Annotated in this window: 23 protein-coding genes and 1 tRNA gene; 14 read left to right on the top strand and 10 right to left on the bottom strand. The window is 71.3% G+C overall.

Annotation, left to right across the window (positions count from 1 at the left end):
- Nucleotides 1–3: 3 nt before the first annotated feature.
- A complete protein-coding gene (locus ACIBI5_RS20445) occupies nucleotides 4–792 on the bottom strand; it encodes a 1-aminocyclopropane-1-carboxylate deaminase/D-cysteine desulfhydrase (RefSeq protein WP_397248877.1) in 789 nt (262 codons plus the stop codon).
- A gap of 43 nt (nucleotides 793–835) precedes the next feature.
- On the opposite strand from ACIBI5_RS20445, the gene galK reads away from it, so the two are divergent.
- The 4 genes from galK (at nucleotide 836) to bla (ending at nucleotide 5,096) form a co-directional block, all read left to right on the top strand.
- Nucleotides 836–1,948, top strand: coding sequence for a galactokinase (gene galK, locus ACIBI5_RS20440; RefSeq protein ID WP_397248875.1), 1,113 nt, complete (start codon nucleotides 836–838; stop codon nucleotides 1,946–1,948).
- 185 nt (nucleotides 1,949–2,133) lie between these two features.
- Complete coding sequence (locus ACIBI5_RS20435) at nucleotides 2,134–3,267, top strand: nitric oxide synthase oxygenase (RefSeq protein ID WP_397248873.1); 1,134 nt, start codon at nucleotides 2,134–2,136, stop codon at nucleotides 3,265–3,267.
- 45 nt (nucleotides 3,268–3,312) lie between these two features.
- A complete protein-coding gene (locus tag ACIBI5_RS20430) occupies nucleotides 3,313–4,086 on the top strand; it encodes an enoyl-CoA hydratase-related protein (protein ID WP_397248871.1) in 774 nt (257 codons plus the stop codon).
- 107 nt (nucleotides 4,087–4,193) lie between these two features.
- The gene (gene bla / locus ACIBI5_RS20425) at nucleotides 4,194–5,096 is read left to right on the top strand and encodes a class A beta-lactamase (protein WP_397248869.1); all 903 of its coding nucleotides are present in this window, start codon (nucleotides 4,194–4,196) and stop codon (nucleotides 5,094–5,096) included.
- 155 nt (nucleotides 5,097–5,251) lie between these two features.
- Here the strand turns inward: bla and ACIBI5_RS20420 are convergent, their stop codons facing one another.
- Nucleotides 5,252–5,692: a VOC family protein gene (locus ACIBI5_RS20420; protein WP_397248867.1), complete on the bottom strand. Its 441-nt coding sequence runs from the start codon at nucleotides 5,690–5,692 to the stop codon at nucleotides 5,252–5,254.
- A 432-nt stretch (nucleotides 5,693–6,124) separates the two neighbouring features.
- Between ACIBI5_RS20420 and ACIBI5_RS20415 the strand changes: the two genes are divergently transcribed.
- Nucleotides 6,125–6,820, top strand: a complete 696-nt coding sequence (locus ACIBI5_RS20415; RefSeq protein ID WP_397248865.1) for a cytidylate kinase family protein — start codon at nucleotides 6,125–6,127, stop codon at nucleotides 6,818–6,820.
- 148 nt (nucleotides 6,821–6,968) lie between these two features.
- Here ACIBI5_RS20415 and ACIBI5_RS20410 read toward each other — a convergent pair.
- Nucleotides 6,969–7,041, bottom strand: a tRNA-Asn gene (locus ACIBI5_RS20410).
- 123 nt (nucleotides 7,042–7,164) lie between these two features.
- Here ACIBI5_RS20410 and ACIBI5_RS20405 point away from each other — a divergent pair.
- Nucleotides 7,165–7,458, top strand: coding sequence for a YtxH domain-containing protein (locus tag ACIBI5_RS20405; RefSeq protein WP_379619610.1), 294 nt, complete (start codon nucleotides 7,165–7,167; stop codon nucleotides 7,456–7,458).
- A 263-nt stretch (nucleotides 7,459–7,721) separates the two neighbouring features.
- On the opposite strand, the gene ACIBI5_RS20400 is transcribed toward ACIBI5_RS20405, so the two are convergent.
- The 5 genes from ACIBI5_RS20400 to ACIBI5_RS20380 form a co-directional block, all read right to left on the bottom strand.
- Entirely contained in the window at nucleotides 7,722–8,198 is a 477-nt protein-coding gene (locus tag ACIBI5_RS20400; RefSeq protein WP_397248863.1) for a hypothetical protein, read from the bottom strand.
- Entirely contained in the window at nucleotides 8,195–9,472 is a 1,278-nt protein-coding gene (locus ACIBI5_RS20395; protein ID WP_397248861.1) for an amylo-alpha-1,6-glucosidase, read from the bottom strand. The genes ACIBI5_RS20400 and ACIBI5_RS20395 overlap by 4 nt, the downstream gene beginning before the upstream one ends.
- A 158-nt stretch (nucleotides 9,473–9,630) precedes the next feature.
- A complete protein-coding gene (gene efeB / locus ACIBI5_RS20390) occupies nucleotides 9,631–10,833 on the bottom strand; it encodes an iron uptake transporter deferrochelatase/peroxidase subunit (RefSeq protein WP_397248859.1) in 1,203 nt (400 codons plus the stop codon).
- Between the two features lie 3 nt (nucleotides 10,834–10,836).
- The gene (efeO, locus tag ACIBI5_RS20385; protein ID WP_397248857.1) at nucleotides 10,837–12,018 is read right to left on the bottom strand and encodes an iron uptake system protein EfeO; all 1,182 of its coding nucleotides are present in this window, start codon (nucleotides 12,016–12,018) and stop codon (nucleotides 10,837–10,839) included.
- A gap of 84 nt (nucleotides 12,019–12,102) precedes the next feature.
- Complete coding sequence (locus ACIBI5_RS20380; protein ID WP_397248855.1) at nucleotides 12,103–12,258, bottom strand: hypothetical protein; 156 nt, start codon at nucleotides 12,256–12,258, stop codon at nucleotides 12,103–12,105.
- Nucleotides 12,259–12,377: 119 nt separating this feature from the next.
- Between ACIBI5_RS20380 and ACIBI5_RS20375 the strand changes: the two genes are divergently transcribed.
- The 7 genes from ACIBI5_RS20375 to ACIBI5_RS20345 are packed head-to-tail and all read left to right on the top strand — an operon-like array spanning nucleotide 12,378 to nucleotide 20,656.
- The gene (locus tag ACIBI5_RS20375; protein WP_397248853.1) at nucleotides 12,378–13,550 is read left to right on the top strand and encodes a hypothetical protein; all 1,173 of its coding nucleotides are present in this window, start codon (nucleotides 12,378–12,380) and stop codon (nucleotides 13,548–13,550) included.
- A complete protein-coding gene (locus tag ACIBI5_RS20370) occupies nucleotides 13,547–15,676 on the top strand; it encodes a tetratricopeptide repeat protein (RefSeq protein WP_397248851.1) in 2,130 nt (709 codons plus the stop codon). Before ACIBI5_RS20375 ends, ACIBI5_RS20370 begins: the two co-directional genes overlap by 4 nt.
- Nucleotides 15,673–16,497, top strand: a complete 825-nt coding sequence (locus ACIBI5_RS20365) for a PP2C family serine/threonine-protein phosphatase (RefSeq protein ID WP_397248849.1) — start codon at nucleotides 15,673–15,675, stop codon at nucleotides 16,495–16,497. The genes ACIBI5_RS20370 and ACIBI5_RS20365 overlap by 4 nt, the downstream gene beginning before the upstream one ends.
- Complete coding sequence (locus tag ACIBI5_RS20360) at nucleotides 16,490–17,764, top strand: VWA domain-containing protein (protein WP_397248847.1); 1,275 nt, start codon at nucleotides 16,490–16,492, stop codon at nucleotides 17,762–17,764. Before ACIBI5_RS20365 ends, ACIBI5_RS20360 begins: the two co-directional genes overlap by 8 nt.
- On the top strand, nucleotides 17,764–18,456 hold the full coding sequence (locus ACIBI5_RS20355; protein ID WP_397248845.1) for an FHA domain-containing protein: 693 nt from the start codon (nucleotides 17,764–17,766) through the stop codon (nucleotides 18,454–18,456). Before ACIBI5_RS20360 ends, ACIBI5_RS20355 begins: the two co-directional genes overlap by 1 nt.
- The gene (locus tag ACIBI5_RS20350) at nucleotides 18,453–19,856 is read left to right on the top strand and encodes a hypothetical protein (protein WP_397248843.1); all 1,404 of its coding nucleotides are present in this window, start codon (nucleotides 18,453–18,455) and stop codon (nucleotides 19,854–19,856) included. The genes ACIBI5_RS20355 and ACIBI5_RS20350 overlap by 4 nt, the downstream gene beginning before the upstream one ends.
- Entirely contained in the window at nucleotides 19,853–20,656 is an 804-nt protein-coding gene (locus ACIBI5_RS20345; protein WP_397248841.1) for a transporter substrate-binding domain-containing protein, read from the top strand. Before ACIBI5_RS20350 ends, ACIBI5_RS20345 begins: the two co-directional genes overlap by 4 nt.
- Before the next feature lie 50 nt (nucleotides 20,657–20,706).
- On the opposite strand, the gene rpoD is transcribed toward ACIBI5_RS20345, so the two are convergent.
- Nucleotides 20,707–21,810, bottom strand: coding sequence for an RNA polymerase sigma factor RpoD (gene rpoD, locus ACIBI5_RS20340; RefSeq protein WP_312896804.1), 1,104 nt, complete (start codon nucleotides 21,808–21,810; stop codon nucleotides 20,707–20,709).
- Nucleotides 21,811–22,067: 257 nt separating this feature from the next.
- Complete coding sequence (locus ACIBI5_RS20335) at nucleotides 22,068–22,934, bottom strand: NAD(P)H-binding protein (protein ID WP_397248839.1); 867 nt, start codon at nucleotides 22,932–22,934, stop codon at nucleotides 22,068–22,070.
- 56 nt (nucleotides 22,935–22,990) lie between these two features.
- On the opposite strand from ACIBI5_RS20335, the gene ACIBI5_RS20330 reads away from it, so the two are divergent.
- Nucleotides 22,991–23,989, top strand: coding sequence for a helix-turn-helix transcriptional regulator (locus ACIBI5_RS20330; RefSeq protein ID WP_397248837.1), 999 nt, complete (start codon nucleotides 22,991–22,993; stop codon nucleotides 23,987–23,989).
- Nucleotides 23,990–23,994: the final 5 nt, after the last annotated feature.

The following is a 23,994-nucleotide window of genomic DNA, read 5'->3' as shown; positions in this document are numbered from 1 at the left end:
GTGTCATCGCTCCAGGGTGCCGGAGGTGACGAGGGCGACGATCCGGGTGCCGGGGGCGAAGGCGCCGTGCCGTACCAGATCGAGGACGCCGTAGAGCATCTTGGCGACGTAGACCTTCTCCACGCCGTGCTGGGCGGCGAAGGCGTCGAGCTCGGGGGTGGTCTTGGCGTAGCCGCCGAAGTGGTAGCCGGTCTCCAGACTCCAGTTGGGCCGGACCCGGCCGTAGGCCTCGTGCTGCAGGCGCTCCACCTCGCCGGCCAGGAAGCCGCCGCCCTTCAGGACGGGGAAGCCGATCGCCCGCCGTCCCTCGGGCAGCCCGGCGGAGATGCCGGCCAGCGTGCCTCCGGTGCCGACCGCGCAGCAGATCACGTCGTACGGCTCGCCGATCTCGCCCGGCAGCTCCGCGCAGCCGCGTACCGCCGCCGCGTTGCTGCCGCCCTCGGGCAGGATGGCCACCTCGCCCCACCGCTCGCGCAGCATCTCCTGTACGGCCGGCGTGTGCTTGAGCCGATAGGTGGCCCGGTCGAGATAGCCGAGGCGCATGCCGCACGAGACGGCGTGGGCGAGGCAGGGGTTGAGCGGCAGGCGCTGCTCGCCGCGGATGATCCCGATCGTCTCGATGCCGCGTTCGCGCCCCGCGGCGGCCACGGCGCGGATGTGGTTGGAGTAGGCGCCGCCGAAGGTGAGGATGCGCGGGTGGCCGAGGTTGTACTTCAGCTTGCGCGGTTTGTTGTCGTCGGCCTTCAGCATGACCCGTACCGAGCCCAGCGACGGATCTGCCAGCGTGCGCATGGCGCTAGTCTACGGACGGACCGTTGTTGAGGAGTGTTCGATTATGCGGGTTACTGAAGCTTTCCGTGCGGCGTTCGGCGCCGATCCCCGGACCGTCTGGCACGCGCCCGGCCGGGTCAACCTGATCGGCGAGCACACCGACTACAACGACGGCTTCGTCCTGCCCTTCGCGGTGCCGTGGGGCGTGACGGCCGCGGTCAGCCCGCGCGCGGACGGCGTCGTGCGCCTCCTGTCGCTGCAGGCCGAGGGCGGCCCGGTCACCCGCGGGCGGCTCGACGACACCCGGGGCTGGGAGCGGTACGCCGCCGGTGTGCTGGCCATCCTCGGCGACCGGGTGCGCGGCGCCGACATCGCCGTGGACGGCGACGTGCCGCAGGGCGCGGGGCTCAGCTCCAGCGCGGCGCTGGAGGTCTCGGTCGGCTCCGCCGTCAACGAGGTGTACGGCCTGGGCCTGACCCCCATGGAGATCGCCCTGATCGGCCAGAAGGCGGAGAACGACTTCGTCGGCATGCCCTGCGGGATCATGGACCAGGCGGCGTCGGCGCTGTCGAAGGAGGGCCACGCGCTCTTCCTCGACTGCCGCTCGCTGGCCTCCCGCAACGTCCCGCTCGACCTGGCCGCCGACGGCCTGGAGATCCTCATCATCGACACCCGCGCCCACCACGAGCTGGCCGACGGCGAGTACGCCAAGCGCCGGGCGGAGTGCGAGTCGGCCGCGCGCACGCTGGGCGTGGCCGCGCTGCGCGACGTCACCGACCTGGCCGACGCGCTGGGCAGGCTCTCGGGCGACGAGCGCAAGCGGACCATGCACGTCGTGACCGAGAACCACCGGGTCGAGGCGCTCATCGGGCTCCTGCGGGCGGGCAAGGCGGCGGAGATCGGCGCGCTGCTCAACGCCTCCCACCTGTCGCTGCGCGACCAGTTCGAGGTGACCGTGCCCGAGCTGGACGTGGCGGCGGAGGCCGCGGTGCGGGGCGGCGCCCGGGGGGCCCGCATGACCGGCGGCGGCTTCGGCGGCTCGGTGATCGCCCTGACCGCCGCCGACCGCGTCGAAGCGGTTCAGCGCTCGGTCACCGCCGCGTACGCGGAAAAGGGCTGGCAGGAGCCCCGCTACCTGCGCGCCACCCCGGCACAGGGCGCCCGCAAGCTCGCCTGATCATCACTCTATGTATCCATAAGATCACCGAGTTTTCGATTTTGTGGGACAAATCCTCGCCTGTCGGTAAAGGATGTGAACTGCTGCGGAAACGGGGCGGTGTGGAGAGGGCACCGCCACGAGGACGTCAGGCCGGCCCGGAACCGGCCGGGCGATCCGTGTTGCGGAATGCGTTGGTTCACTGCGTGCGTACCTGGATCAGGTCCCTGCGTCCCTTCGACGCCGTCTCCATCCACACGATCATCGAGCGAACGGTCGACCTCCGCGAGGCGGAGCGTTTCATCAGGCTTTTCCACGCCGAGAACCCCGGCTCCGGCGACCTGCTGTCCCGCCTGCGCCAGGTGGTCACCGACGTGGCCCGCCACGGCACCTACACCCACACCCCCGAGGAGCTCCAGTTCGGCGCCAGGGTCGCCTGGCGCAACAACGACCGCTGCATCGGCCGCCTCTACTGGCGTTCGCTCAAGGTCCGCGACCGGCGCACGATCTCCAGCGCCGAGGGCGTGGCCCTGGAGTGCGTCGAGCACCTGCGCCAGGCCACCGGCGACGGCAGGATCCGGCCCACGATCACGGTGTTCGCCCCCGACGCGCCCGCCCGCCCCGGTCCGCGCATCCTCAACGAGCAGCTCATCCGGTACGCCGGCCACCGAGCCCGCGACGGCTCGGTCATCGGCGACCCGCGTGCCGCCGAGCTGACCGCGCTGACCCGCGAGCTGGGCTGGCGGGGCGGCCTGGGCCGCTTCGACGTGCTGCCCCTGGTCATCCAGCCGGGGTTCGGGGAGCCGTTGTTATGCCACCTGCCCGGGGACGCGGTGCTGGAGGTGCCGATCGAGCATCCGGAGTACCGGTGGTTCGCGGATCTGGGGCTGCGGTGGCACGCCGTACCGGCGATCTCGAACATGTGCCTGGAGATCGGCGGGATCTGCTACCCGTGCGCGCCCTTCAACGGCTGGTACATGGGCGCGGAGATCGGCGCGCGCAACCTCGCCGACGCCACCCGCTACGACCAGCTTCCCGTGGTGGCCGAGCGCCTCGGTCTCGACACCTCGACCGAGCGCTCGCTGTGGCGTGACCACGCGCTGGTGGAGCTGAACGTGGCGGTGCTGCACTCCTTCGACCGGGCGGGGGTGACGATGACCGACCACCACACCGAGTCACGCCGCTTCCTCACCCATCTGGAGCGTGAGGAGAAGGCCGGGCGGGTCTGCCCGGCGGACTGGTCGTGGATCGTCCCGCCGATCTCGGGGGCGGCCACGCCGGTCTTCCACCGGTACTACGACCAGTCCACGCTGACCCCCGCCTACGTCCCCCGCCATTGAGCGGGGTCCTTGCGCGCGCGCCCTAGAACATGATTCGGTTGCGGTATGCCGGAACTCGTTCTCTCCTCGCTCGACCAGGGTGTGCTGACGCTGACGTTCAACCGACCCGAACGTCTCAACGCCTGGACCGACGCGCTCGGCCGCCGCTACTTCGACCTGCTCGAACAGGCCGAGAAGGACACCGCGGTACGCGCCGTCGTCGTGACCGGAGCGGGCAAGGGCTTCTGCTCCGGCGCCGACTTCCAGACCCTCACCGCGCTGCGGACCGGCGACTACGACGAGACCCCGGACCCCCGCCCCACCACCTTCCCCACCACGATCCGCAAACCGGTCATCGCCGCGGTGAACGGCGCCTGCGCCGGGCTCGGCATGGTCCACGCGCTCGTCTGCGACCTGGTCTTCACCGCGGCCGAGGCCAAGTGGACCACCGCCTTTCCCCGGCGCGGCCTGGTCGCCGAGTACGGGCTCTCGTGGATCCTGCCCCGGCTGATGGGCCAGCAGCGGGCCATGGACGTGCTCCTGTCCGGCCGCGTCTTCACCGGCGCCGAGGCGTACGAGATGGGCCTGGTCAACCGTGTCCTGCCCGCCGGCGAACTGCTGGCGGGAGCCCAGGCGTACGCGCGCGAACTCGCCACGCACAGCTCACCCGCCTCGATGGCCGTCATCAAGCGCCAGGTGTGGAACGACTGGGACGTCACCCTGGAGGCCTCCGCCAAGACCGCCGTGCAGGAGATGCTCGCCTCCTTCGGCCGCCCCGACTTCGCCGAGGGCGTCGCCAGCTTCCTCGAACGCCGCGACCCCGACTTCCCGCCCCTCTAGCTCCACGTCGAGGGGTCCTCCGCGCGCTGTCATATCCGTTCCGCTATTAATCCATGATCCATATCGCTATTGGACATCCACCGGCGATCTCTGCTCTGCTCTCCGCTATGCGATTTCCCTTCCGGAGTGCCACGGCGGTGCTCACCGCGGCCGCTTCGCTCGCCTCCGCCTCCCCGGCGCACGCGCGCACCGCCCAGACCGATCTGGAGCGCAAGCTGCGGGAGCTCGAGAAGTCCTACGACGGGCGCATCGGCGCGGCGGCCATCGACCTGGCCACCGGCAAGACCATCGGATACCGGGCGAACGAGAGGTTCCCGTTCAACTCCATGTTCAAGGCGTACGCGTGCGCCGCCGTCCTGCGAAAGGCTCGCGACACCGACCCCGGCCTCCTCGACCGCGTCCAGCGCTGGAAGCCGGAAGAGGTGCTGGAGAACTCCCCGGAAACCCGCGAATACACCGACACCGGCATGACCCCGGCCCAGTTCTGCCGCGCGGCCGTCACCAAGAGCGACGGCTTCGCGGGCAACATGCTGCTGAAGCAGATCGGCGGCCCCGCCGGCCTGACCACGTACTTCCGCTCCCTGGGAGACCGCCACAGCCGCCTGGACCGCTTCGAGCCCCACCTCACCGAATGGAAACCCGGCGAGGTACGCGACACCAGCACCCCGGCGGCCGCCGCCGCCGGCCTGTCCAAAATCACCGCGGGCAACGCCCTCCACCCCGATGACAGAAAACGGCTGATCGGCTGGCTACGCGCCTCCCTCACCGGAGCCGAGCGCATCCGTGCCGGACTCCCCAAGAACTGGACAGTGGGCGACAAGACGGGCACGGGGGGCGCGAGCAACTACGGCACCGCGAACGACATCGCGATCGCCTGGCCACCCAGGTCAAAGGCGCCGATCATCATCTCGATCTTCACCAACCGCAACACCAACGGCGTCTCCCCCGACCAAAAGGTCATCGCCACCACCGCCACCGAACTGGCCAAGGCCCTCGGCCATATCCGTTAGATCTCGGCGTCGGGCTGCGGTCGATCACCAGGCGGGGCCTGCCACCCGCGGTGCTCATCACCGCCGGCCGGAGACCATCAGCGGCGCTCCGAAACATCCGCTCATGCCGAGGAGCAGGTGCGAGGTCTGACGACGGCCATGCCGCGCCCCCGGGGTCAGCGCCAGGGCATGTGCTGCAGGCACCAGGTGTTGCCGTCGGGGTCGGCGAAGTAGGCGTAGAGCACTCCGCCGAGGTCCTCGACCTCGCTGATCTCGACGCCGCGTTCGGCGAGTTCGGCGCGGGACGCCTCGATGTCGGCGACCACCAGGTGCAGACCACGCAGCGTTCCCGGCGGCATGTCGAGGGTGGGGAGACCTTCGGCGAGGGTGATCGAGCATGCCGAACCGGGTGGGGTGAGCTGGACGACGCGGATGCCGGGTTTCGGGTTGACGTCGACGTCGAGGCGGAACCCGAGCCGGTCCCGGTAGAAGGCTTTGGCCCGCTCGATATCGGTGACCGGCACCGGCACCAGCTCCAGCAACAGCACGCCGGGCGGCACGGGCGGGTTGCCGGCATTCTTGGGGACCTCGTTGGCGGGGGTGGACGTGTCGGTCACGGGTGGGGCCTTTCGTGGATGAGGGTCGGCGAGTGCCGAGCACGTCGTGTCCAGCGTGTCGATAACCCACCGGTTCAATAACCTGATGGTTTTATATGTGCGAGAGTCCGGATTTGTCAAGATCGCGAACGTTCTTGGGCACCATGGGCAGGTCTTCACACAGGCGTCGGTCTCGCTGGACGGGTACCTCTCCGGGCCTGGTCAGACGGGGTTCGACCGGCTGTTCGCATGGTACGGCCGGCACCGTCGCCACCCCCACGGCCGATCCGGACCGGCCGGCTGGGAGGCCACGACGACGTCGTTCACGTTCGGTGAGCTCGGCCGGCGCCCGGACAGGTGATGGGATCAGTCACCCAAGCCCGGTTCCGATCCACGTCCCGCGGGAAAGCCTGACCTGCGGCGCCAAACGGAGGCACCGCGAGAGAGGCGGCAATGGACCATGGCACCCGCGGCGAGCTCATCAGCCGGCTGACCGAGGCGATCACGTCCGTCACGACCGGGCACCCCCTGCGGGTCGCCATCGACGGGCCGCCCGCCGCCGGCAAGACCACGCTGGCCGACGAGCTCGCGGCCGTCCTGCGCGCGGAGGGCCGCGACGTCATCCGCGCGACCATCGACGACTTCCTCGTCCCCCGCGCACGGCGCTACCGACGCGGCCGGTACTCGGCCGAAGGCTGCTACTTCGACGCCCACGACCACGCCGCGCTGTGCCGGGTCCTGCTCGATCCGCTGGGCCCGGGGGGAGACCGAAGGTTCCGGCACACGGTCTACGACGCGGACACCGACACCCCGTCGTCCCCGCCGGCCACGACCGCCTCCGCGGACGCCGTCCTGCTCTTCGACGGCGTCTTCCTCCTGCGCCCCGAACTCATCGACCGGTGGGACCTGCGCGTCTTCGTGTCCGTCCCGTTCGAGCAGACGGTAGATCGCGCCCGGGAACGAGGCAAAGGATCGACCGGATCCACCGCCGACATCGAACGGTCCTGGCGCAACCGCTACATCCCCTCGCAACAGCTCTACTTCGCCGCAGCCCGCCCCACCGACCACGCCGACGTCATCGTGTACAACGATCAGCTCCAACGGCCGGCCTGGGAAGTCCGGCCACACCCATCGATACACGGGATGTGACCCTTGCTCCGCCTCCGGCCGGATCACAGCGGGCTTCAACCGCCCGGACCATGGACACCGTCCTCGGCAGCGGCTCCCGAAACGACTCAGGCCCCCTACCTGTCATTAGGTAGAGGGCCTGAGTCGTGCCTCAATGGGCACCGTCCTGCTCCCGCGATAGGACTCGAACCTATAACCTGCCGGTTAACAGCCGGCTGCTCTGCCGGTTGAGCTACACGGGATTGAACTTCGCGCTGATCGGCGGGGCTTTGGGCCTCTCGTTCGGCGCATGAATAGATTAGCGCACTCCGGGAGTGCGTGTCGCATCGATAGTGGGGTAGGCCGGGAGACAGCGGAGGTGCAAGATGCGTTATCGGATGACATTCGCGATTGGCCTGGCTGTGGGCTATGTGCTGGGCAGCCGCGCCGGTCGTGAGCGTTACGAGCAGATCAAGCGGGCCGCCCAGCGGGTGGCCGACAGTCCCACGGTGCAGGAGGCCGCGGGGCTGCTCGGAGCACAGGTCTCCAAGGCGGCCTCGAAGACGAAGGCCAAGGTCGGCGACCGGGTTCCGTTCCTGTCGCGGTTCAACCACCACGACACGGGCACCGGCTGGCCGGACGAGGAACGCAAGCCCGAGGAGACCGGCGTTCCCTACTGAGAGACGATGCGGGCCAGCGCCCTCAGGCCGGCGACCACGTCGGCCCCGGCCGGGGTCTGGCCCGGATCGGTGAGCCCCGGATCGGTGAGCCACTGCGTCACCAGACCGGTGAGCAGGCCATCTGAACCGCGCCGAGTGTACGCGCCTCGGCATCACCCACCGCGCCCTCTTCGAAGCCGCCCAGGTGGACGCCGACCACCTGGTCTGCACCTCGGACCCTGAGGGCGTTCGCCCGCCGCCGTCCGGGACTTCCTGGCGACGGTCTAGACGCCCATGCTCCGCCGTACCCCCTCAAGGGCTTGTTCGGCCTGGGCGCGCACGCCCGGGTCGTTGGGGTCGATGCCCTCGTCGAACACGAGCGTCCATTCCTTCACCTCGCCGCCCGGCGGGCGGCGGGCGACCAGGCGCACGCCGCCCCGCCCCGGCAGCCGCACGTGCTTGTTGACCACGATCGTGGCGTTCACCCGCTCGCGGACCGTCTCGGGCAGGCGGCGGGGCTCGCTCACCGGCGCCTGGTGACGCTCGCCGGTGGTGGTCGCGACGTTCAGCACGCCGTCCTCGCTCCACGCCGCACGATCGATCGTCTCGTACGGCACCCGCACCCCGTCAGGCAGGAACAACGCCCGATCGGTGGCCACCACGTACCCGTCGCCCGAGGGCGCGAAGGCGAGCACGCGCTCCCCCGGCTCGGTGGCCAGGGATTTGCGGACATCGGCGGGCAGGCGGCTCAGGAAGCTCATTCCTCCACGCTATCGGCCAGCAGGTCGAGGGTGAGCGCCGCACTCCAGGAGAAGTCCCTGCACCCGCGCCCGCTGCCGTCGAACGGGTCGAAGCACTCGCGGAACCCGGCCTGCCTGACCAGCCGCAGGGTGCCGGTGGTGAGCTGGCGGGAGAGCTGGCCGAGGGAGTGGACGGCGGCGGCGCGGCGCAGCAGCCAGTTGGTGTTGACCCAGGACGGGCCGCGCCAGTACCGGGTGCGGTCGAACTGGGCGGCCCTGATCTCGCAGCTCGGAACGGGGTAGCCGGTGGCGCCCATGAACCTGGCCGACTCCAGCACGTCGATCAGCGCGCGCACGTGGTCGGCCGGCAGGCCGGGGTCGAGCAGGGGGCCGAACGCGCCGATGGTGCTGACCCGGATGAGGCGGTCGGCGCGCAGGTCGCGGGCGTAGAAGCAGCCGTCCCAGAGCCGGTCGAGCAGCGCCTGCCTGATGCGTTCCGCCTGCTCGCGGTGGGGTGTGGGGTCGGCTCCCGCGACCCGGGCGAGCTCGGCGAGAGCATGGCAGGAGGCCAGCCAGATGCCGTTGAAGAAGGGGTCCTCGACGGCGAAGGGGTGCTCGTCGCGCAGGTACTCGGGGAGGTATCCGGCGTTGCGGTAGCGCAGGGCGAGCCAGACGTAGCGGTCGTGGTCGCTGTCGGGGTGGCGCTCGTCGAGTTCGACGTTGCGGTAGCCGTACCGGATCTCGGGGAGGGCGGCGAGCGGCTCGTCCCAGGACGGGCTGTCGTCCATGCCGGACTCCCACGGATGGATGATCGCGGCGAGTCCCGAGCCGCCCAGGTCACGGGCGGCGGCGAGGTAGGCGTGCTGGGCGGCGAGCTTCGGATACAGGTGGCGCGCGAAGGCGGCGTCGCCGCCGTGCCGCCAGATCCACCAGGTGGCGAGCGCGTGCAGCGGCGGCGCGGTGAGGCCGGAGGTGAGCACGCCGCCGGGCGCAGCGGCGTGGTCCTGGGAGCGCCAGACGGACGGCCCGGGGAAATACGCCTCGGGGGTGTGGAAGACGATGTGCGGCACCATCCCGGTGGACCACTGCCCGGCGAGCAGCCCGGCGAGTTCGGCGTGGGCGCGCTGGGGGCGGTGGCGGGCGAGGCCGATGGCGACGAAGGCGGAGTCCCAGCTCCACTGGTGGGGGTAGAGGCCGGGCGCGGGCACGGTAGCGGTCCCCGTCCAGTTCGCCTCGAGCACGGCCATGGCCTCGCGCCCGAGCGCGGCGTCATCGACCGCGGGCCGCGCTTCCATCAACCCACTATGCGCGCCCCACGTCAAAACCCAAACCCCCAAAATTCTGAGGATCTCGTACGGCTTTCGCCATCCCCCCGCCCCGCCGCCCCCGGCGGGCCTCCGTCGAGCGCCGCGAGTGAGGGCTCACGGGGCCGCCCGCCGTAACGACTACGCCCTCACCCGAACAACTCGTGCCCCCAGAACTGGCCGGGTGCGACGCCCGGCGGGCAGGCCCAGATCCCGGACCCGACGTGCTGGATGTACTCGTTGAGCGGATCCTGCCGAGCCAACGCCCGCTGAATCGGGATGAATCCGGTTTCGGGGTTGCGTTGGTAGGCGAGGAAGAACAACCCCGCGTCCAACCGTCCCAGCCCGTCGGTGCCGTCGGTGAACGAGTAGCCCCTGCGCAGGATGCGCACCCCGCCCAGCGAATCCGGGTTCGACAGCCGCACGTGCGAGTCCGCGGGCTGCTTGGCCAGGTCCACGGCGTCGTGCTCGCGCCGCCCGCCGTAAGGCGCGCCCTCCCCCTTGGTCCGCCCGAAGATGTCCTCCTGCTCCCGCAGCGAGGTACGGTCCCAGGTCTCGATGTGCATCCGGACCCGCCTGGCCACCAGGTACGAGCCGCCGCGCAGCCACGACGGCGCCTCCGCGCCCGCCCACACGTGCCGGTCGAGCGCGGCCCGGTCGTTGAAGGCGATGTTGTTGGTGCCGTCCTTGAACCCCATGAGGTTGCGCGGCGTCTGGGCGTCCGGCGTGGTGGAGGAGGTCTTGCCGAAGCCGAGCTGCGACCAGCGCACCGCGGCGGTGCCGAAGGCCAGCCTGGCCAGGTTCCTGACCGCGTGCACCGCCACCTGGGGGTCGTCGGCGCACGCCTGGACGCACAGGTCGCCGTCGCTGCGCGCCGGATCCAGCTTGTCGGCCGGGAAGTGCGGCAGCCTCCGCAACGGGGCGGGCCGGTGGGCGGTCAGCTTGAGCCGGTCGAAGAACGACGGGCCGAAGCCCACCGTCAGCGTGAGCCGCGAGGCGGGCAGCCCGAGCGCCTCCCCGGTGTCGTCGGGCGGGGCCAGCGCCGAGCCCAGCGCGCCCCTGCCGACCTCCTGCCCGGCGGTCATCCGTACGGCCGCCTCGGTCCACGCCTTCAGCAGGGCCACCGCCTTGGGCACGGAGGGCTCGACGAGGTCGAAGGCGGCGAAGTGCAGCCGGTCCTGGACCGGGGTGGCGATGCCGGCCTGGTGCGGGCCGTGGAAGGGGACGGCGGACGGCGCCGCCTGGGCGGGTTCCGGGCCGCCGAGCCGTACCAGGGAGACTCCCGCCACCGCGACGCCCGCGCCGGCGGCCAGGCCCGCGCCCGTGAGCAGCTTCCTGCGCGAGACGGCCACGGCTCAGCCCGCCACGGCGTCGGCCAGCCCGGACAGCGGCTCGGCGAGCGCGTTGACGCCGTCGGCCAGCTCCTTGATCTGGGCCTTGGACAGCTTGTCGTAGGTGACCCAGCCGTCGCCGGAGACGTGCGCCTTCAGCAGCTCGTCCAGGTCGGCGAACTCGGTGTCCAGGGTGGTGACCAGGGCCGGGTTCTTCTCCTGCAGGACGGGCGTGAGCAGGTCGTAGACCTTCTTGGCGCCCTCGACGTTGGCGGCGAAGTCCCACAGGTCGGTGTGCGAGAAGGCCTCCTCCTCGCCGGTGATCTTGCCGGTGGCCACCTCGTCGAGGAGCTCCTTGGCGCCGTTGGCCATGGAGGTGGCGTCGATCTGCGCCTTGGGGATGCGGGAGTTGAGGTCGGCGAGGTCCTTGAGCAGGAGGTCGCCGTACTTCTTCTCCTTGGCCAGCGTGCCGGGCGCGGTCCAGAGGGCCTTCTCCAGGCGGTGCCAGCCGGTCCACTGCTGGCCCTCTTCGAGGTCGGCCTCGCGCAGGTCCACCTTGGGGTCGATGTCGCCGAACGCCTCGGCCACCGGCTCGACGCTCTCCCAGCCGTAGCGGCTGGGGGCGTAGAGGTCCTTGGCCCGGTCGACGTCGCCCTTCTTGACTGCGGCGACGAACTTCTCGGTCTTGGCGATCGTGTCGTCCACCTGCGCGGTGACGTAGGCGCGGTAGTCCTCGACCGCGCGGGTGACGCGCGGGTCGGCCTGCTTGGCCAGCTCGCCGGAGACCTTGAAGTCCTGGCGGATGCCCTCGCCCTTGTGGCCGGGCTTGCAGGCCAGCTGGTAGGAGCCGCCGCCCAGCTCGACGACGAGCTCACCGGAGGCTCCCGGCTGGATGTTGTTGCGCTCGGAGACCACGCTCTTGTCGGCGCGGTAGACGTAGACCGCGGTGGCCTGGGCGCCCTGGTTCTTGATCGCGAACTTGATGACTCCGGCGGCCAGGTCGGTCTTCTCGGCCACGCAGGTGGTGTCGGTGGCGGCCACCGCCACGGTCTCCTTGACCGCGCCGGTGGGCGCGGCCTGCGTGAAGCCGGAGCTGCCGCTACCGCTCCCGGTGCCGCCGTCGGCTCCGTCGTCGGTACCGCCGCAGGCGGCCAGGGCGAGAGCGAGAGAACCGCTCAGGGCGAGCGTCCGGAGCACGGAAGCCATGGGGTCTCCTGGTGACGTAAGGTGCCCCTAACTTAGCTTCCCCTAACCTAACAGTGGAGAGTGACGTACGCCACCAAAGTGACCTCAGTCGGTGAGCACCTTCTTCAGCAGCAGGACGCCGAGCCCGACGGCGCCGATGATCAGGGCCCACTTGATCAGCGTGAACACGAGACCCACGAGCGGACCGAGCAGAAGGAAGGCCGCGACGAGGGCGGCGATGATCAGAAGAATTCGTCCCATGTCATCGACGGTATGCGCGGATTCAAGCCAAATGCAGGCGTCACAGGGTTGAATCAGGGTCAAGTCAGGGATCCCCCTACCTGGCCTGAACGGGGAGTGTGATGAGCCTGGGTCTGCCCATGAGCCGAGAAGGCGCCGACTATGAGCTCCGAGCACGCGCGGAGGAGCGCGACCGCATCTCGGGCGACCTTCTCGACCTGGATGCCCACAACACCTACCAGCTGCTCAAGGGCGCCACCCTGCGGGGCGCCACGGCGAGCAGGTGGGCCGCCGCGCAGGCGTCGGTGGCCGCGATGTGGGCGCTGTACGACCTCTACCGCGCCGTGCTCCGGCAGGCGGAAGAGGTACGGGCACGGCGCGGTAAACCGGGTACCGCGGAGCTGGCCGAGATCACCGCGTTACTCACCGGCCCGTCCGTCGTGCTCAAGGCCGCGGCCAAGCCCGTGGAGCAGCGCACGCTGGGCGAGGCGGAACCGGACGAGCTGCTCACCCTCGACCAGACGGTGGCCAGGATGGACGCGGCGTTCGGCGAGATCGCCAAGACCCTGCAGGACGTCGACGCGGTCTGGAACCCCGCCCTGCCCCGCGTCGAGCAGGCCGAGGCGAGCGCCCAGGCGCTCGTGACGCTGACCGCCGAGGTGGGCGAGCGCCTGGACCTCAGCGCGGTCGAGTCCGACCTCGCGCGCGTGCGCGCGCAGGTCGTCGAGGACCCCATCGGCTGCGCTCCGCCCGGCCCCGAGCTGGACCGCCTCACCAAGCTCCTCGACGCGAGCCGCGCCGACCTGGAGCGCGCCGTGCGCGCCAAGCGCGACTACGCCACCCGCCGCGACCGGCTGCTGGCCGCCATCGACACGGTACGGCAGGCCGAGGCGGAGGCCAGGATGGCCCACGGCCAGGTCGTCGTCAAGATCGTCCTGCCGCCGTCCGCGGCGCCCGGGAACCGCCTGCGGGACCTCGTCGCCCACCTCTCCGGCCTCGACGCCGCGACCGAGGGCTGGCTCACGCGATCGACCCGCCTCGACGCGCTGGAGAAGGCCGCCGCCGAGGCCGCCGACAAGGCGCGGGCCAGCACGCGGGCGCTGTTCGGCCTCATCGGCCGCCGCGACGAGCTGCGCGGCAGGCTCACCGCCACCCAGGCCAAGGCCGCCAGGGTCGGCCTGGCGGAGAACACCGAGTTCACCCGCCTGTACGAGCGGGCGCACCAGATCCTCTGGACCGCCCCCTGTGACCTGAGGCAGGCGTCCACCGCCGTCGACCTTTACCAGAACGCCATTCATGGAGGCAGCCGATGACCACGTGTGCCCAGCCGGGCTGCCCGGGCACCATCGAAGACGGCTACTGCGACTACTGCGGCCACGCGGCCGCCACACCACCCTCCGCGCAGAGCGCCTCCCCGGCCACCGGTCCGCTGAGCACGCCCATGAGCACGCCGGTCAGCGGCCCGGTGAGCCGCTCGACCGGCGGCCGGCTGGCCGCCTCGCTGGAGGACCTGCCGGCGGTGCCCGCCGTCAACCCCGACGACGTGGTGCTCAAGGACCCGCAGGTCGCCGAGGAAAAGCGCTACTGCACCTCGTGCAGTGAGCCGGTGGGCCGCGGCAGGGACGGCCGGCCCGGCCGTGCCGACGGGTTCTGCCCGAACTGCCGCACCCGCTTCTCCTTCAGTCCCAAGCTGGTGGAGGGCGACCTGGTCGGCGGCCAGTACCGGGTGCGGGGCGCGATGGCCCACGGCGGTCTCGGCTGGATCTACCTGGCCACCGACGAGAACCTCGACGGCAAGCCCGTCGTGCTCAAGGGCCTGCTCAACACCAACGACCCCGAGGCCCTGGCCGCGGCCGAGGCCGAGCGGCGCTTCCTCACCTCTGTCGACCACCCGAACATCGTCGACATCATCAACTTCCAGCACCACGACGGCCTCAGCTACATCGTCATGGAGTTCGTCGGCGGCCAGTCGCTGCACCAGTTGCGCCGCCAGGGCGTGGTCCCGCTGCGCGACGCGCTCAAGTACGGCAGGGAGATCCTGCGCGCCTTCGGCTACCTGCACGAGCAGGGCCTGGTCTACTGCGACCTCAAGCCCGCCAACGCCATCCGCGTCGGCAGGCGGCTCAAGCTCATCGACCTGGGCGCGGTCCAGCGGCTCGGCTCTCCACCTGGCACCTCGTGGGTGACGCGCGGCTACCACGCGCCCGAGCTGGAAACCCTGCCCTCCTCCGTGGTCTCCGACCTCTACACCGTGGCCAGGACGCTGGCGGTGCTGGCCATACCCGGCTTCAGCCCGGTGCGCGACGGCAAGGAGAACCCGCTGCCGGCCGACTGCGGGCACGAGTCCTTCACCCGGCTGCTGCGCCGGACGACCGCTCCCGAGCCGCCGGCCCGCTTCCAGAGCGCGGCCGAGATGGAGGAGCAGCTCGTCGGCGTGCTGCGGGAGATCAGCGCCGAGGCGGAAGGCGTCCCGTTCCCGCAGGTGTCCGGGCTGTTCGGGCCGGAACGCCTGGCGGCGGGCGCGGCCCTGTCCCCCGACCCGGCCCGGGTCTTCGCCGAGCTGGATCCGCTGGAGGCCGCGGCGGCGATGCCGGTGCCGCTGGCCGACCCCGCCGACCCCGCCGCCGGCGCGCTGGCGGGGCTCGCGGGCCGCTTCCCGCACCAGTTGCTCGCCCAGGTGGAGGCGATGCCACAGACGCCGGAGACCGTCCTGACCCGGATCAGGCTGCTGGCCGAGACCGGCAGCCCGGAGGCCGGGCAGGCTCTCACCGACGCGGCCGGCACCCTGGGCGGCGACTGGCGCCTCACCTGGTACCAGGGCGTGCACGCGCTGGCGACCGGCCACGCCGACACGGCCGCCGGGCTGTTCGACGAGACCTTCACCATGCTGCCCGGTGAACTCGCCCCCAAGCTGGCCTACGCCCTGGCCCTGGAGGCCGCGGGCAAGGACGCCGGCCGCTGGTACGAGACCGTCTGGCGTACCGACCGCTCCTACGTCAGCGCCGCCTTCGGCCTGGCCAGACGCCATCTGGCCGCGGGCGACACCGCCTCGGCGATACGCGTGCTCGACCAGGTGCCGGCCAGCTCCAGCCACCGCGTGGCCGCCCAGCTCGCCTGCGTGGCCATCGGCGCCCGCACCCGGGCGGGTGACGCGCACGAGGCCGCCGGCGCGGCCGACCGCCTCGACGCGCTGACCGACCTCGACCAGAGCCGCCGCGACGGCATGCTGGCGGAGGTCCTGACCTCGGCGCTCGCCGGGCTCGCGAAGGCGCCCCCGCAGCCGGGCCTGACGATCGCCGGGCAGCCGGTCACCGAGGAGAGCGTGCGCGGCCAGCTGGAGAGCATCTACCGCCGCCTGGCCCACGCCGCGACCTCGCGCCGCGAACGCCACGCCCTGGTCGACCGGGCCAACGCCGTCCGGGTGAGGACGTGGGTATGACCTGTCCCCTCTGCGCGGCCTCGGTGCTGCCGTCGGACTCCTTCTGCGAGGCCTGCGGCCACCCGCTCAACGCCCCCACGTGTACGGCGTGCGGCACCCCCACCGTGGACCCCGAGGGCTACTGCGAACGCTGCGGCCTGCGCCAGCCCACCGGCCGCGACCACGAGGAGGCGGCCCTGGAGACGGGCGCCGCGGGGGTCACCGACAAGGGGCTGCGCCGTACCCGCAACGAGGACGCGATGGCGCTGCTGGAGGCGGGCGGCACGACCGTGGCGGTGGTCTGCGACGGCGTCGCCTCCTCGCCCAGGGCGGACGAGGCGTCGGCGACGGCCGTCCGGACCGCCTCGGCCGCGCTGGCCGGCGGCGCCTCGTCGGAGGAGGCGTTCAAGCTGGCGTTCCGCGCCGTCGCCGATCTGGCCGACGACCCGGCCGACCCGCCGGCCTGCACCTATGTCTCGGCCCTGGTGGGCGGCGGGCGGATCACGCTGGCCTGGGCGGGCGACAGCCGCGCGTACTGGCTGCCCGGCTGGACTCAGCTGACCGTGGACGACGCCGCGCCCACCGGCGAGATCACCGCCTGGCTCGGCGCCGACGCCGGCCCGGTCGAACCGCATGTGCGGACCTTCGCGCCCAGCGAGCCGGGCCTTCTGTGCGTGTGCACGGACGGCCTGTCCGGTTACCTCGGCGACGGTGTGCCCGACGCGGGCGAGCCTCAGGCGCTCGCCCGCGACCTGCTCAAGCACGCGCTCGACGCGGGCGGGCGGGACAACGTGACCGTCGTTCTGATCCCCGTGAACCCCCTAGGAGGCACTGATGGCTGACTTCAAGCTGAATATCGACCAGAACAAGTTCCTGCCGACCGACGGCCGGGAGGTGCACGCCGTTCTGACCATTGAGTCCTCCGGGACCGTCACCACGGACACGGGGCCCGCCGAGGCCGCGGAGATCATCATCATCGACGTGTCCGGTTCCATGAGCGGGAGCAAGATCAGGGATGCGAGGGAGGCCGCTTCCGCGGCGGTGCAGGCGCTGCGCGACGGCGTGCACTTCGCGGTGATCGCCGGCAACCACGAGGCCGCGGTGATCTATCCGCAGAGCGGCAGGCTGGTTCCGGCGCACGGTGCCTCGCGCAAGGAGGCGCTGGGCGCGATCAGGCGGCTGGGCGCCGGTGGCGGCACCGAGATCGGCCGGTGGCTCCAGCTGGCCGAGAACCTGTTCCGTTACCACCCGAACGCCATCAAGCACGCGATCCTGATGACCGACGGGCAGAACAACCAGAGCGCCGACGTCTTCGCCCGCGCGCTGCAGGCGTGCGAGGGCAGGTTCGTCTGCGACAGCCTCGGCATCGGCGAGGACTGGGTCCCGGCCGAGCTGCGCAAGGTGGCCGAGGCGCTGCTCGGCACCTCCGCCTTCGTCAGGAACCAGGGCGACCTGGCCGCGTTCTTCCGCGACCTGACCCAGCAGTCGATGGGCAAGACCGTGGCCGAGCTGGCCCTGCGCCTGTGGGCGCCGCAGAACTCGCGGATCAAGTTCGTCAAGCAGGTCAACCCCACGCTCGTGGAGCTCACCGGCAAGCGCACGGACGTGAACCCGCTGACCGGCGACTACCCGACCGGCTCCTGGGGCGCCGAGGAGCGCGTCTACCACCTGTGCGTGGAGCTCGACCAGCCCGGCCAGATCGGCAACGAGATCAGGGCCGGCTGGGTGAAGCTCGTGCTGCCGGACACGCAGGAGGTCTTCGCCAGCGGCAACGTGCTGGCCCAGTGGACCGACGACCTGGCCCTGTCCACCCGGCTCAACCCGAAGGTCGCCCACTACAGCGGCCAGGCCGAGATGGCCGTGCTGATCCAGGAGGGACTCAGCGCCCGCGACGCCGGCGACCTGGACACCGCCACCGCCCGCCTGGCCAGGGCCAGGAAGATCGCGGTCGAGTCCGGCCACGGCGACACCGCGAGGCTGCTGGACAAGGTGGTCGAGGTCGACTCCTCCGGCACCGCGCGGCTGCGCCGCCAGGTGGACAAGGCCGACATGATCGAGCTCGACACGGGCTCGGTGCGCACCAGCAAGCTGAGGAAGGAGGAGGGCTGATGGCCACCTGCCCGAGCGGGCACCCATCGGGCGCCGACGACTACTGCGACGTCTGCGGCACCCAGATGCCCGGCGGGTCCGGCGCGGCCTCTCCGGCCGTCCAGTCTCCCACCCGGGTGGCGGCGGCCCCGGCCGGCGGCGAGCCGTGCCCGGTGTGCCAGGCTCCGCGGGCCGGGCAGTTCTGCGAGGTCTGCGGCCACGACTTCAACGCACCCGCCGACGCGCAGGACCACCGCGGCCCCGGCCCCGGCCCCGGCCCCGGCCCGCTCCCGCGCCCACCGACGCCGACGCGCTGGGAGGCGATCGCCGGCGCCGACCGGGCCTACTTCAACGAGATCATCGCCGAAGGCGGTCCCGACGCGGCCGCCATGGCCTTCCCGCCGTACTGCCCCGAGCGTTCGTTCGCGATGGCCGGCCGGCACGTGCGGATCGGCCGGCACAGATCCTCCGGCGGCAACGACCCCGAGATCGACCTCAGCGGCCCGCCGCAGGACCCGGGCGTCTCCCACCTGCACGCCGTCCTCCTGCTCAGGGACGACGGCGGCTGGGACCTCGTCGACCCCGGTTCCGCCAACGGCACCCGCGTCAACGGCAAGGCGCTCAAGGTCAACGTGCCGGTGCCGGTGAAGCCGGGCGACCGCATCCACGTGGGCGCGTGGACCGTCATCACCATCCGCGAGAACATGCCATGACGATCGTCCAGCCCGCCACCACGCCAACGCCCGCGCAGACCCAGAGCGCGGTCCCCGCGCCGGTGATCACGCAGCACGCCGTCTCGCGCCACAGTGTGCCCGGCCGCGTCCGCACCCTCACCGGCGCGGTGCTGATCGCGCTGGCGCTGCTGTCGGCGCTGCTCGCCTTCGGCAGCGGCAGCGCCCGCGAGGGCCTGCGGGTGATCGGCCACGACTCCGGACCGCAGGTCGTCGCCACGGCCGGCCTCTATCTCGGGCTGAGCGACATGGACGCGCAGGTCGCCGACGTGCTGCTCATGGGCAGCCAGTACGGCGAGCGCCGCACCGCCGCCCTCGCCCAGTACGAGCGCCGCCGCACGGAGGCCAACCAGGCGCTGCTGGACGCGTTCGAGCTGGCCGACGGAGACCCGGCGGAGCGGCTCACCATCCAGTCCGTCCTGGACGGCCTGGGCCGCTACGAGCGCCTGGCCGGCGAGGCCCTGCTGCTGAACACCCAGTCGGGCCACGCCGCGGGCGTGCCCCCGGAGCGGGTGTTGCGCGTCTACCGGCAGGCCACCGACCTGATGCGGCTGGAACTGCTGCCGAAGGCGTACAACCTGACGCTGGAGAGCGGCACGATCGTGCGCCGCACCCACGACGAGGAGAGCGCGGCCGTCCGGCTGCTCATGCTCGGGCTGATCGCCGCGCTGATCGCGGTCGGCGGGCTCATCGTGGCCCTGCAGCTCTATCTGGCCCGTGCCTTCCGCAGGCGGCTGGCGCCCGCGCTGCTCCTCGCGACGGCGCTGACCGTCGTCGCGGGGCTGGTCGGGGTGGGGGTGCTGGGCCAGGCGCTGCAGTCGATCGCGGCGGCCAAGCGCGACGGCTTCGACGCGGTGCTGACCACCGCCCGCGCCCGCGCCATCGGCAACAGTCTCCACGCCGACCAGGCACGTTACCTGCTCGACCCGGACAGAGCCGACACCTACGAGCACGCCTTCCTCGACAAGTCTCAGTCGCTCGTCTACGCCGACGGCGGCAACGTGGAGGCCTACCACGCCACCTTGGCCAAGAACGGGCAGGTCAGCCTGGGCCTGCTGGCCCCGGTCCGCGCCAACGTCTCCGGCAACTTCGCCGCCTACCGGCGCTTCCAGGAGGCCGACGGCCGGATGCGCGCGCTGGCGACCTCGGGACAGACCCCGCAGGCCGTCTCGGCCAAGCTCGACGAGCTGGCGCAGAGCTTCACGGCGTTCGACAAGGAACTGGTGACGGTCGGCGAGCGCTACGAGGCGACGTTCACGAAGACCGTCGCCGCCGGTGACGGGGCGCTGGACGGGCTGTGGCGGCTGGCGCCGTGGGCGCTCGGCGCGGCCGCCGTCCTGATCGCCGCCGGCGTGTGGCCCCGGCTGAGGGAGTACCGATGAGGCGGATCGCGGCGCTGGCCGTACTGGCGCTCGTGGCGGTGTCCTGCGGGACCGGCGGGGTCGAGAGCGTGATGGGCAAGGAGACGATCAGGATCGGGGTCCGTACCGACCTGCCGGGGATCGGCGTGCGCACGGCTTCCGGCGGGTTCGAGGGCCTGGACGTGGACGTGGCCCGCTACCTCGCCAACAAGCTCGGGGCGCGGCCGCAGTTCGTGCCGGTGCTGGCCGCCGACCGGGAGAAGGTGCTCGCCGACGACCGGGCCGACCTGGTGCTGGCCACGTTCTCCATCACCCAGGAACGCAAGTCGCGGGTGTTGTTCGCCGGTCCTTACCACCTGTCGTACCAGGACATCCTGGTGCGGCCCGACGAGGCGCGGATCAAGAAGGTCCGGGACCTGGCGGGGCGGCGGATCTGCGAGGTGCAGGGCGCCAACGCCGGTCAGCGGGTGGTCGAGGAACGGAAGGTGGCGGCCCTGCTCGTCCCGGTGCCCGACTACGGCACCTGCCTGCAACGCCTGAAGGCCGGGCAGGTGGACGCCATCACCACCAACGACATCATCCTCGCCGGCCTGGCCGCGAAGGACGGCTCCGGCCTGCGGCTGCTCAACGCGCGCTTCAACGAGCAGCGGACCGGCGTGGGCCTGCGAGTGGGCGATGTGGAGGGCTGCGAGGCGGTCAACCGCGCGATCACCGACATGTACCAGGACGGCACGGCCAAGTCGCTGTTCAAGAAGTGGTTCGGCACGACCGACCTGGACTTCTCGACGATCGCCGTGCCCCAGTTCGAGGGCTGCTCGTAATCACGGACGCGCGGGCCCGGGGGTGTCCGGGCCCGCGTGCGTCGGTGAACTCAGTCCAGGTAGTCCCTGAGCATCTGCGCGCGGGTGGGGTGGCGCAGCTTGGCCAGGGTCTTGGACTCGATCTGCCGGATGCGCTCGCGGGTGACGCCGAACTCGCGTCCGACCTCCTCCAGCGTGCGCGGATGACCGTCGGCGAGGCCGAAGCGCAGCTGGATGATGCGCTGCTCGCGATCCGACAAGGTCGCCAGGATGTCGTCGAGCTGGTCCTGGAGCATGATGAAGGCGGCGGCTTCCATGGGGACCACCGCGTCGGCGTCCTCGATGAAGTCGCCCAGGTCGGAGTCTTCCTCACCGATCGGCGACTGCAGCGAGACCGGCTCCTGGGCGATGCGCTGGATCTCCACCACGCGATCGACCGGCAGGTCCATTTCCTTGGCGATCTCTTCGGGGATGGGCTCGCGCCCGAGGTCCTGGTGGAGCTGACGCTGCACCCGGACGAGTTTGTTGATCGTCTCCACCATGTGCACCGGAATGCGAATGGTGCGCGCCTGGTCGGCAATCGCCCGAGTGATCGCCTGCCGGATCCACCAGGTGGCGTACGTGGAGAACTTGTAGCCCTTGGTGTAGTCGAACTTCTCGACCGCGCGGATCAGGCCGAGATTGCCTTCCTGGATCAGGTCCAGGAAGAGCATTCCGCGGCCCACATAGCGTTTGGCTATCGACACCACGAGTCGCAGGTTGGCCTCGATGAGGCGTTGTTTGGCCCGGGTTCCCTGCCAGACGAGCTCGCGTAGCTCGGGGAAGGCCAGACGGGAGACCCCGTTGCCCAGCTTGTCCTCGGCGAACAGGCCGGCTTCGATCGACTTGGCGAGTTCCACCTCCTCCTCAGCGGTCAGCAGCGGCACGCGGCCGATCTCGCGCAGGTAGATGCGGACAAGATCGCTGGTCGGCGCGCGTTTGCCTACGTCTTCCTCGTCGGCGCGGGTGGTCTCCTCGTCGCCCTGAGGCTCAAGGACCTCCACGCCGTTCTCGGCGAGCATGCGCACGACGCGTTCCAGCGCGTCGGACGGCAGCTCGGATCGGTCGAGCGCGGCGGCGACGTCATCGACGGTTACGCTGCCGCGCTCCCTTCCCTTCGCGACGAGGTCCGCCACCTGGTCGACCGATGGCGCTCCTGCTGGCAGTACCGATGCACCCACGGGACACAGTCTGCAGTATTGGTTCCATAAAATGGCAGACCCATTTTTGTCACAGAAGGTAAGGCGGGGAGTCTTACCAAATTGAGATCGGTTTAAGGTTTAGCCCGAGTTTGATCAGGAAAGTAAAGTCAATTGCGCGCTCCGGTTAGGTGCGCCCGGGTGCCGGGCGCCACCTTTCCCTGCCTGAGACGTCGGGAATCAATCCACTGAATTCACCGGAAATCGCCGATGTGGTCGCGGGCCCAATCGGCGTACGTGCGTCCCGGACGGCCCAGCACCTGCTCCAGATCGGGCCACGGACGCTCCAGCGCCGACCAGTCCTGCTCGGAGTAGCCGTCCTCGCCGGAGGCCGCGCCGCCGTCGTAGTCGACGAAGCCGAGCATGAGATCGGCGGACGCGGCGGCGAACCCGCCCTGCGCCTTGAGCAGTTCCCTGGCCCGCTCGCGCGAGACCTCCTCGTAGCGCACCGGCTCGCCGAGCGCCGCCCCGATGGCGGCGACCTGCTCGCGCACCGTCCACGAGGCCGGCCCGGTGATCGTGTACGCGCGGCCGTGATGCCCGTCCTCCAGCAGCGCCCGTACGGCGACGGCGGCGATGTCGGCCTCGTGGACGAGGTTCATCGGCTCGTCGGCGAACGGATAGCGCACCACCCGCTCTGCCCGCACCGACGGCGCCCAGAGCTGCAGCATGTTCGCCATGAAGCCGCCGGGCCGCACGTGGGTCCACTCCAGGCCCGACTTCTCCACGACCGTCTCGACCGGGTTGTGATGCAGACCCACGCTCACCGAGGCGCCCGACAGATCGACGATCCGCCGCACGCCCGCCTCCTTGGCCAGCGCCACCACCTCCTCGGCGGTCTCCTCGACCGGGAACAGGTACAGCGCCCGTACCCCCTCCAGCGCCGCTTCCAGCGTCCGCGGGCGCTCCAGGTCGGCCCCGGCCACCTCGACCCCGTCCGGCAGCCCGTCCGCCGCCTCGGGCCTGCGCGTCGTCGCCCTTACCTCCGCGCCCGCGTCCACGAGCTGCTTCACCACGTTGCGGCCCACGAATCCCGTGGCGCCCGTCACCAGAACCGTCATGCCACCCACGCTAGAACCCATTCCGGCCACTTTCCGTCCGCAATATGCTGCCGGTCATGGCGAATACAAGCGGCCGGATGCTGCGCCTGCTGTCCCTCCTGCAGACACACCGCCACTGGCCCGGCACCGACCTCGCCGCCCGCCTCGGCGTCAGCGAGCGCACGCTGCGCCGCGACATCGACCGCCTGCGCGAGCTCGGCTACCCGGTCGACGCCGCCCGCGGCGTCGACGGCGGCTACCAGCTCCGATCCGGTACGGCCATGCCGCCCCTCCTCCTGGACGACGACGAGGCGGTGGCCATCGCGGTCGGCCTTCAGGCGGCCGCCGACGGCGCGGTCGTGGGCGCGGAGGAGACGTCCGTCCAGGCCCTCGCCAAAATCGTCCAGGTCATGCCGCCCAGGCTGCGGCACCGGGTCGACGCTCTCGCCCGCTACACCGTCCGCCCCTTCACCTCGACGGGCCCTCGGACCGACCCCGCCACCCTCACCGCCCTCGCCCAGTCCTGCCGCGACACCGAACGCCTCCACTTCACCTACCGCGCCCCTGATCCGGCGTCCCGTCCGGAACCCGCCGCGGAGGACAGACGGCATGTGGAGCCGCATCGGCTGGTGTCCGTGCGGCACAAGTGGTACCTGCTGGCCTGGGACCTCGACCGGCACGACTGGCGGACCTTCCGGGTGGACCGGATGCGGGCCCCGGCCACCACCGGCGTGCCGTTCCGACCTCGGGAGGTGCCGGGCGGCGATCCGGCCGCGTTCGTGCGGGACCGCTTCACCTCGCAGTCCACCGCCTGGGAGATCGTGGTGATCGTCCAGACCTCCCTGGAGCACGCCCGGCGCGTGGTCGCGGCGACCGGAGGCGTCGTGGAACCCGTCGACGACGCGAGCTGCCGTCTCGTGCTGCACGTGGACGAGTTCGACTGGCCGGTGCTCATCCTGACCGCGCTGGCCGCCGACTTCGAGGTGGTGAGGCCGCCCGAGTTCCGCGCGTACCTCGGGGAGACCGTGGCGCGCCTGGCTCGCGGCGTCAGCCGGTCGGACGGACGGTCAGGCTGACGGCG

Origin of the sequence: Nonomuraea sp. NPDC050540, from assembly GCF_044457485.1 — a bacterium.
Lineage (GTDB): Bacteria > Actinomycetota > Actinomycetes > Streptosporangiales > Streptosporangiaceae > Nonomuraea.
Note: the sequence above shows the minus strand (reverse complement) of the source record. Positions and strands in the feature narration are given on the sequence as shown.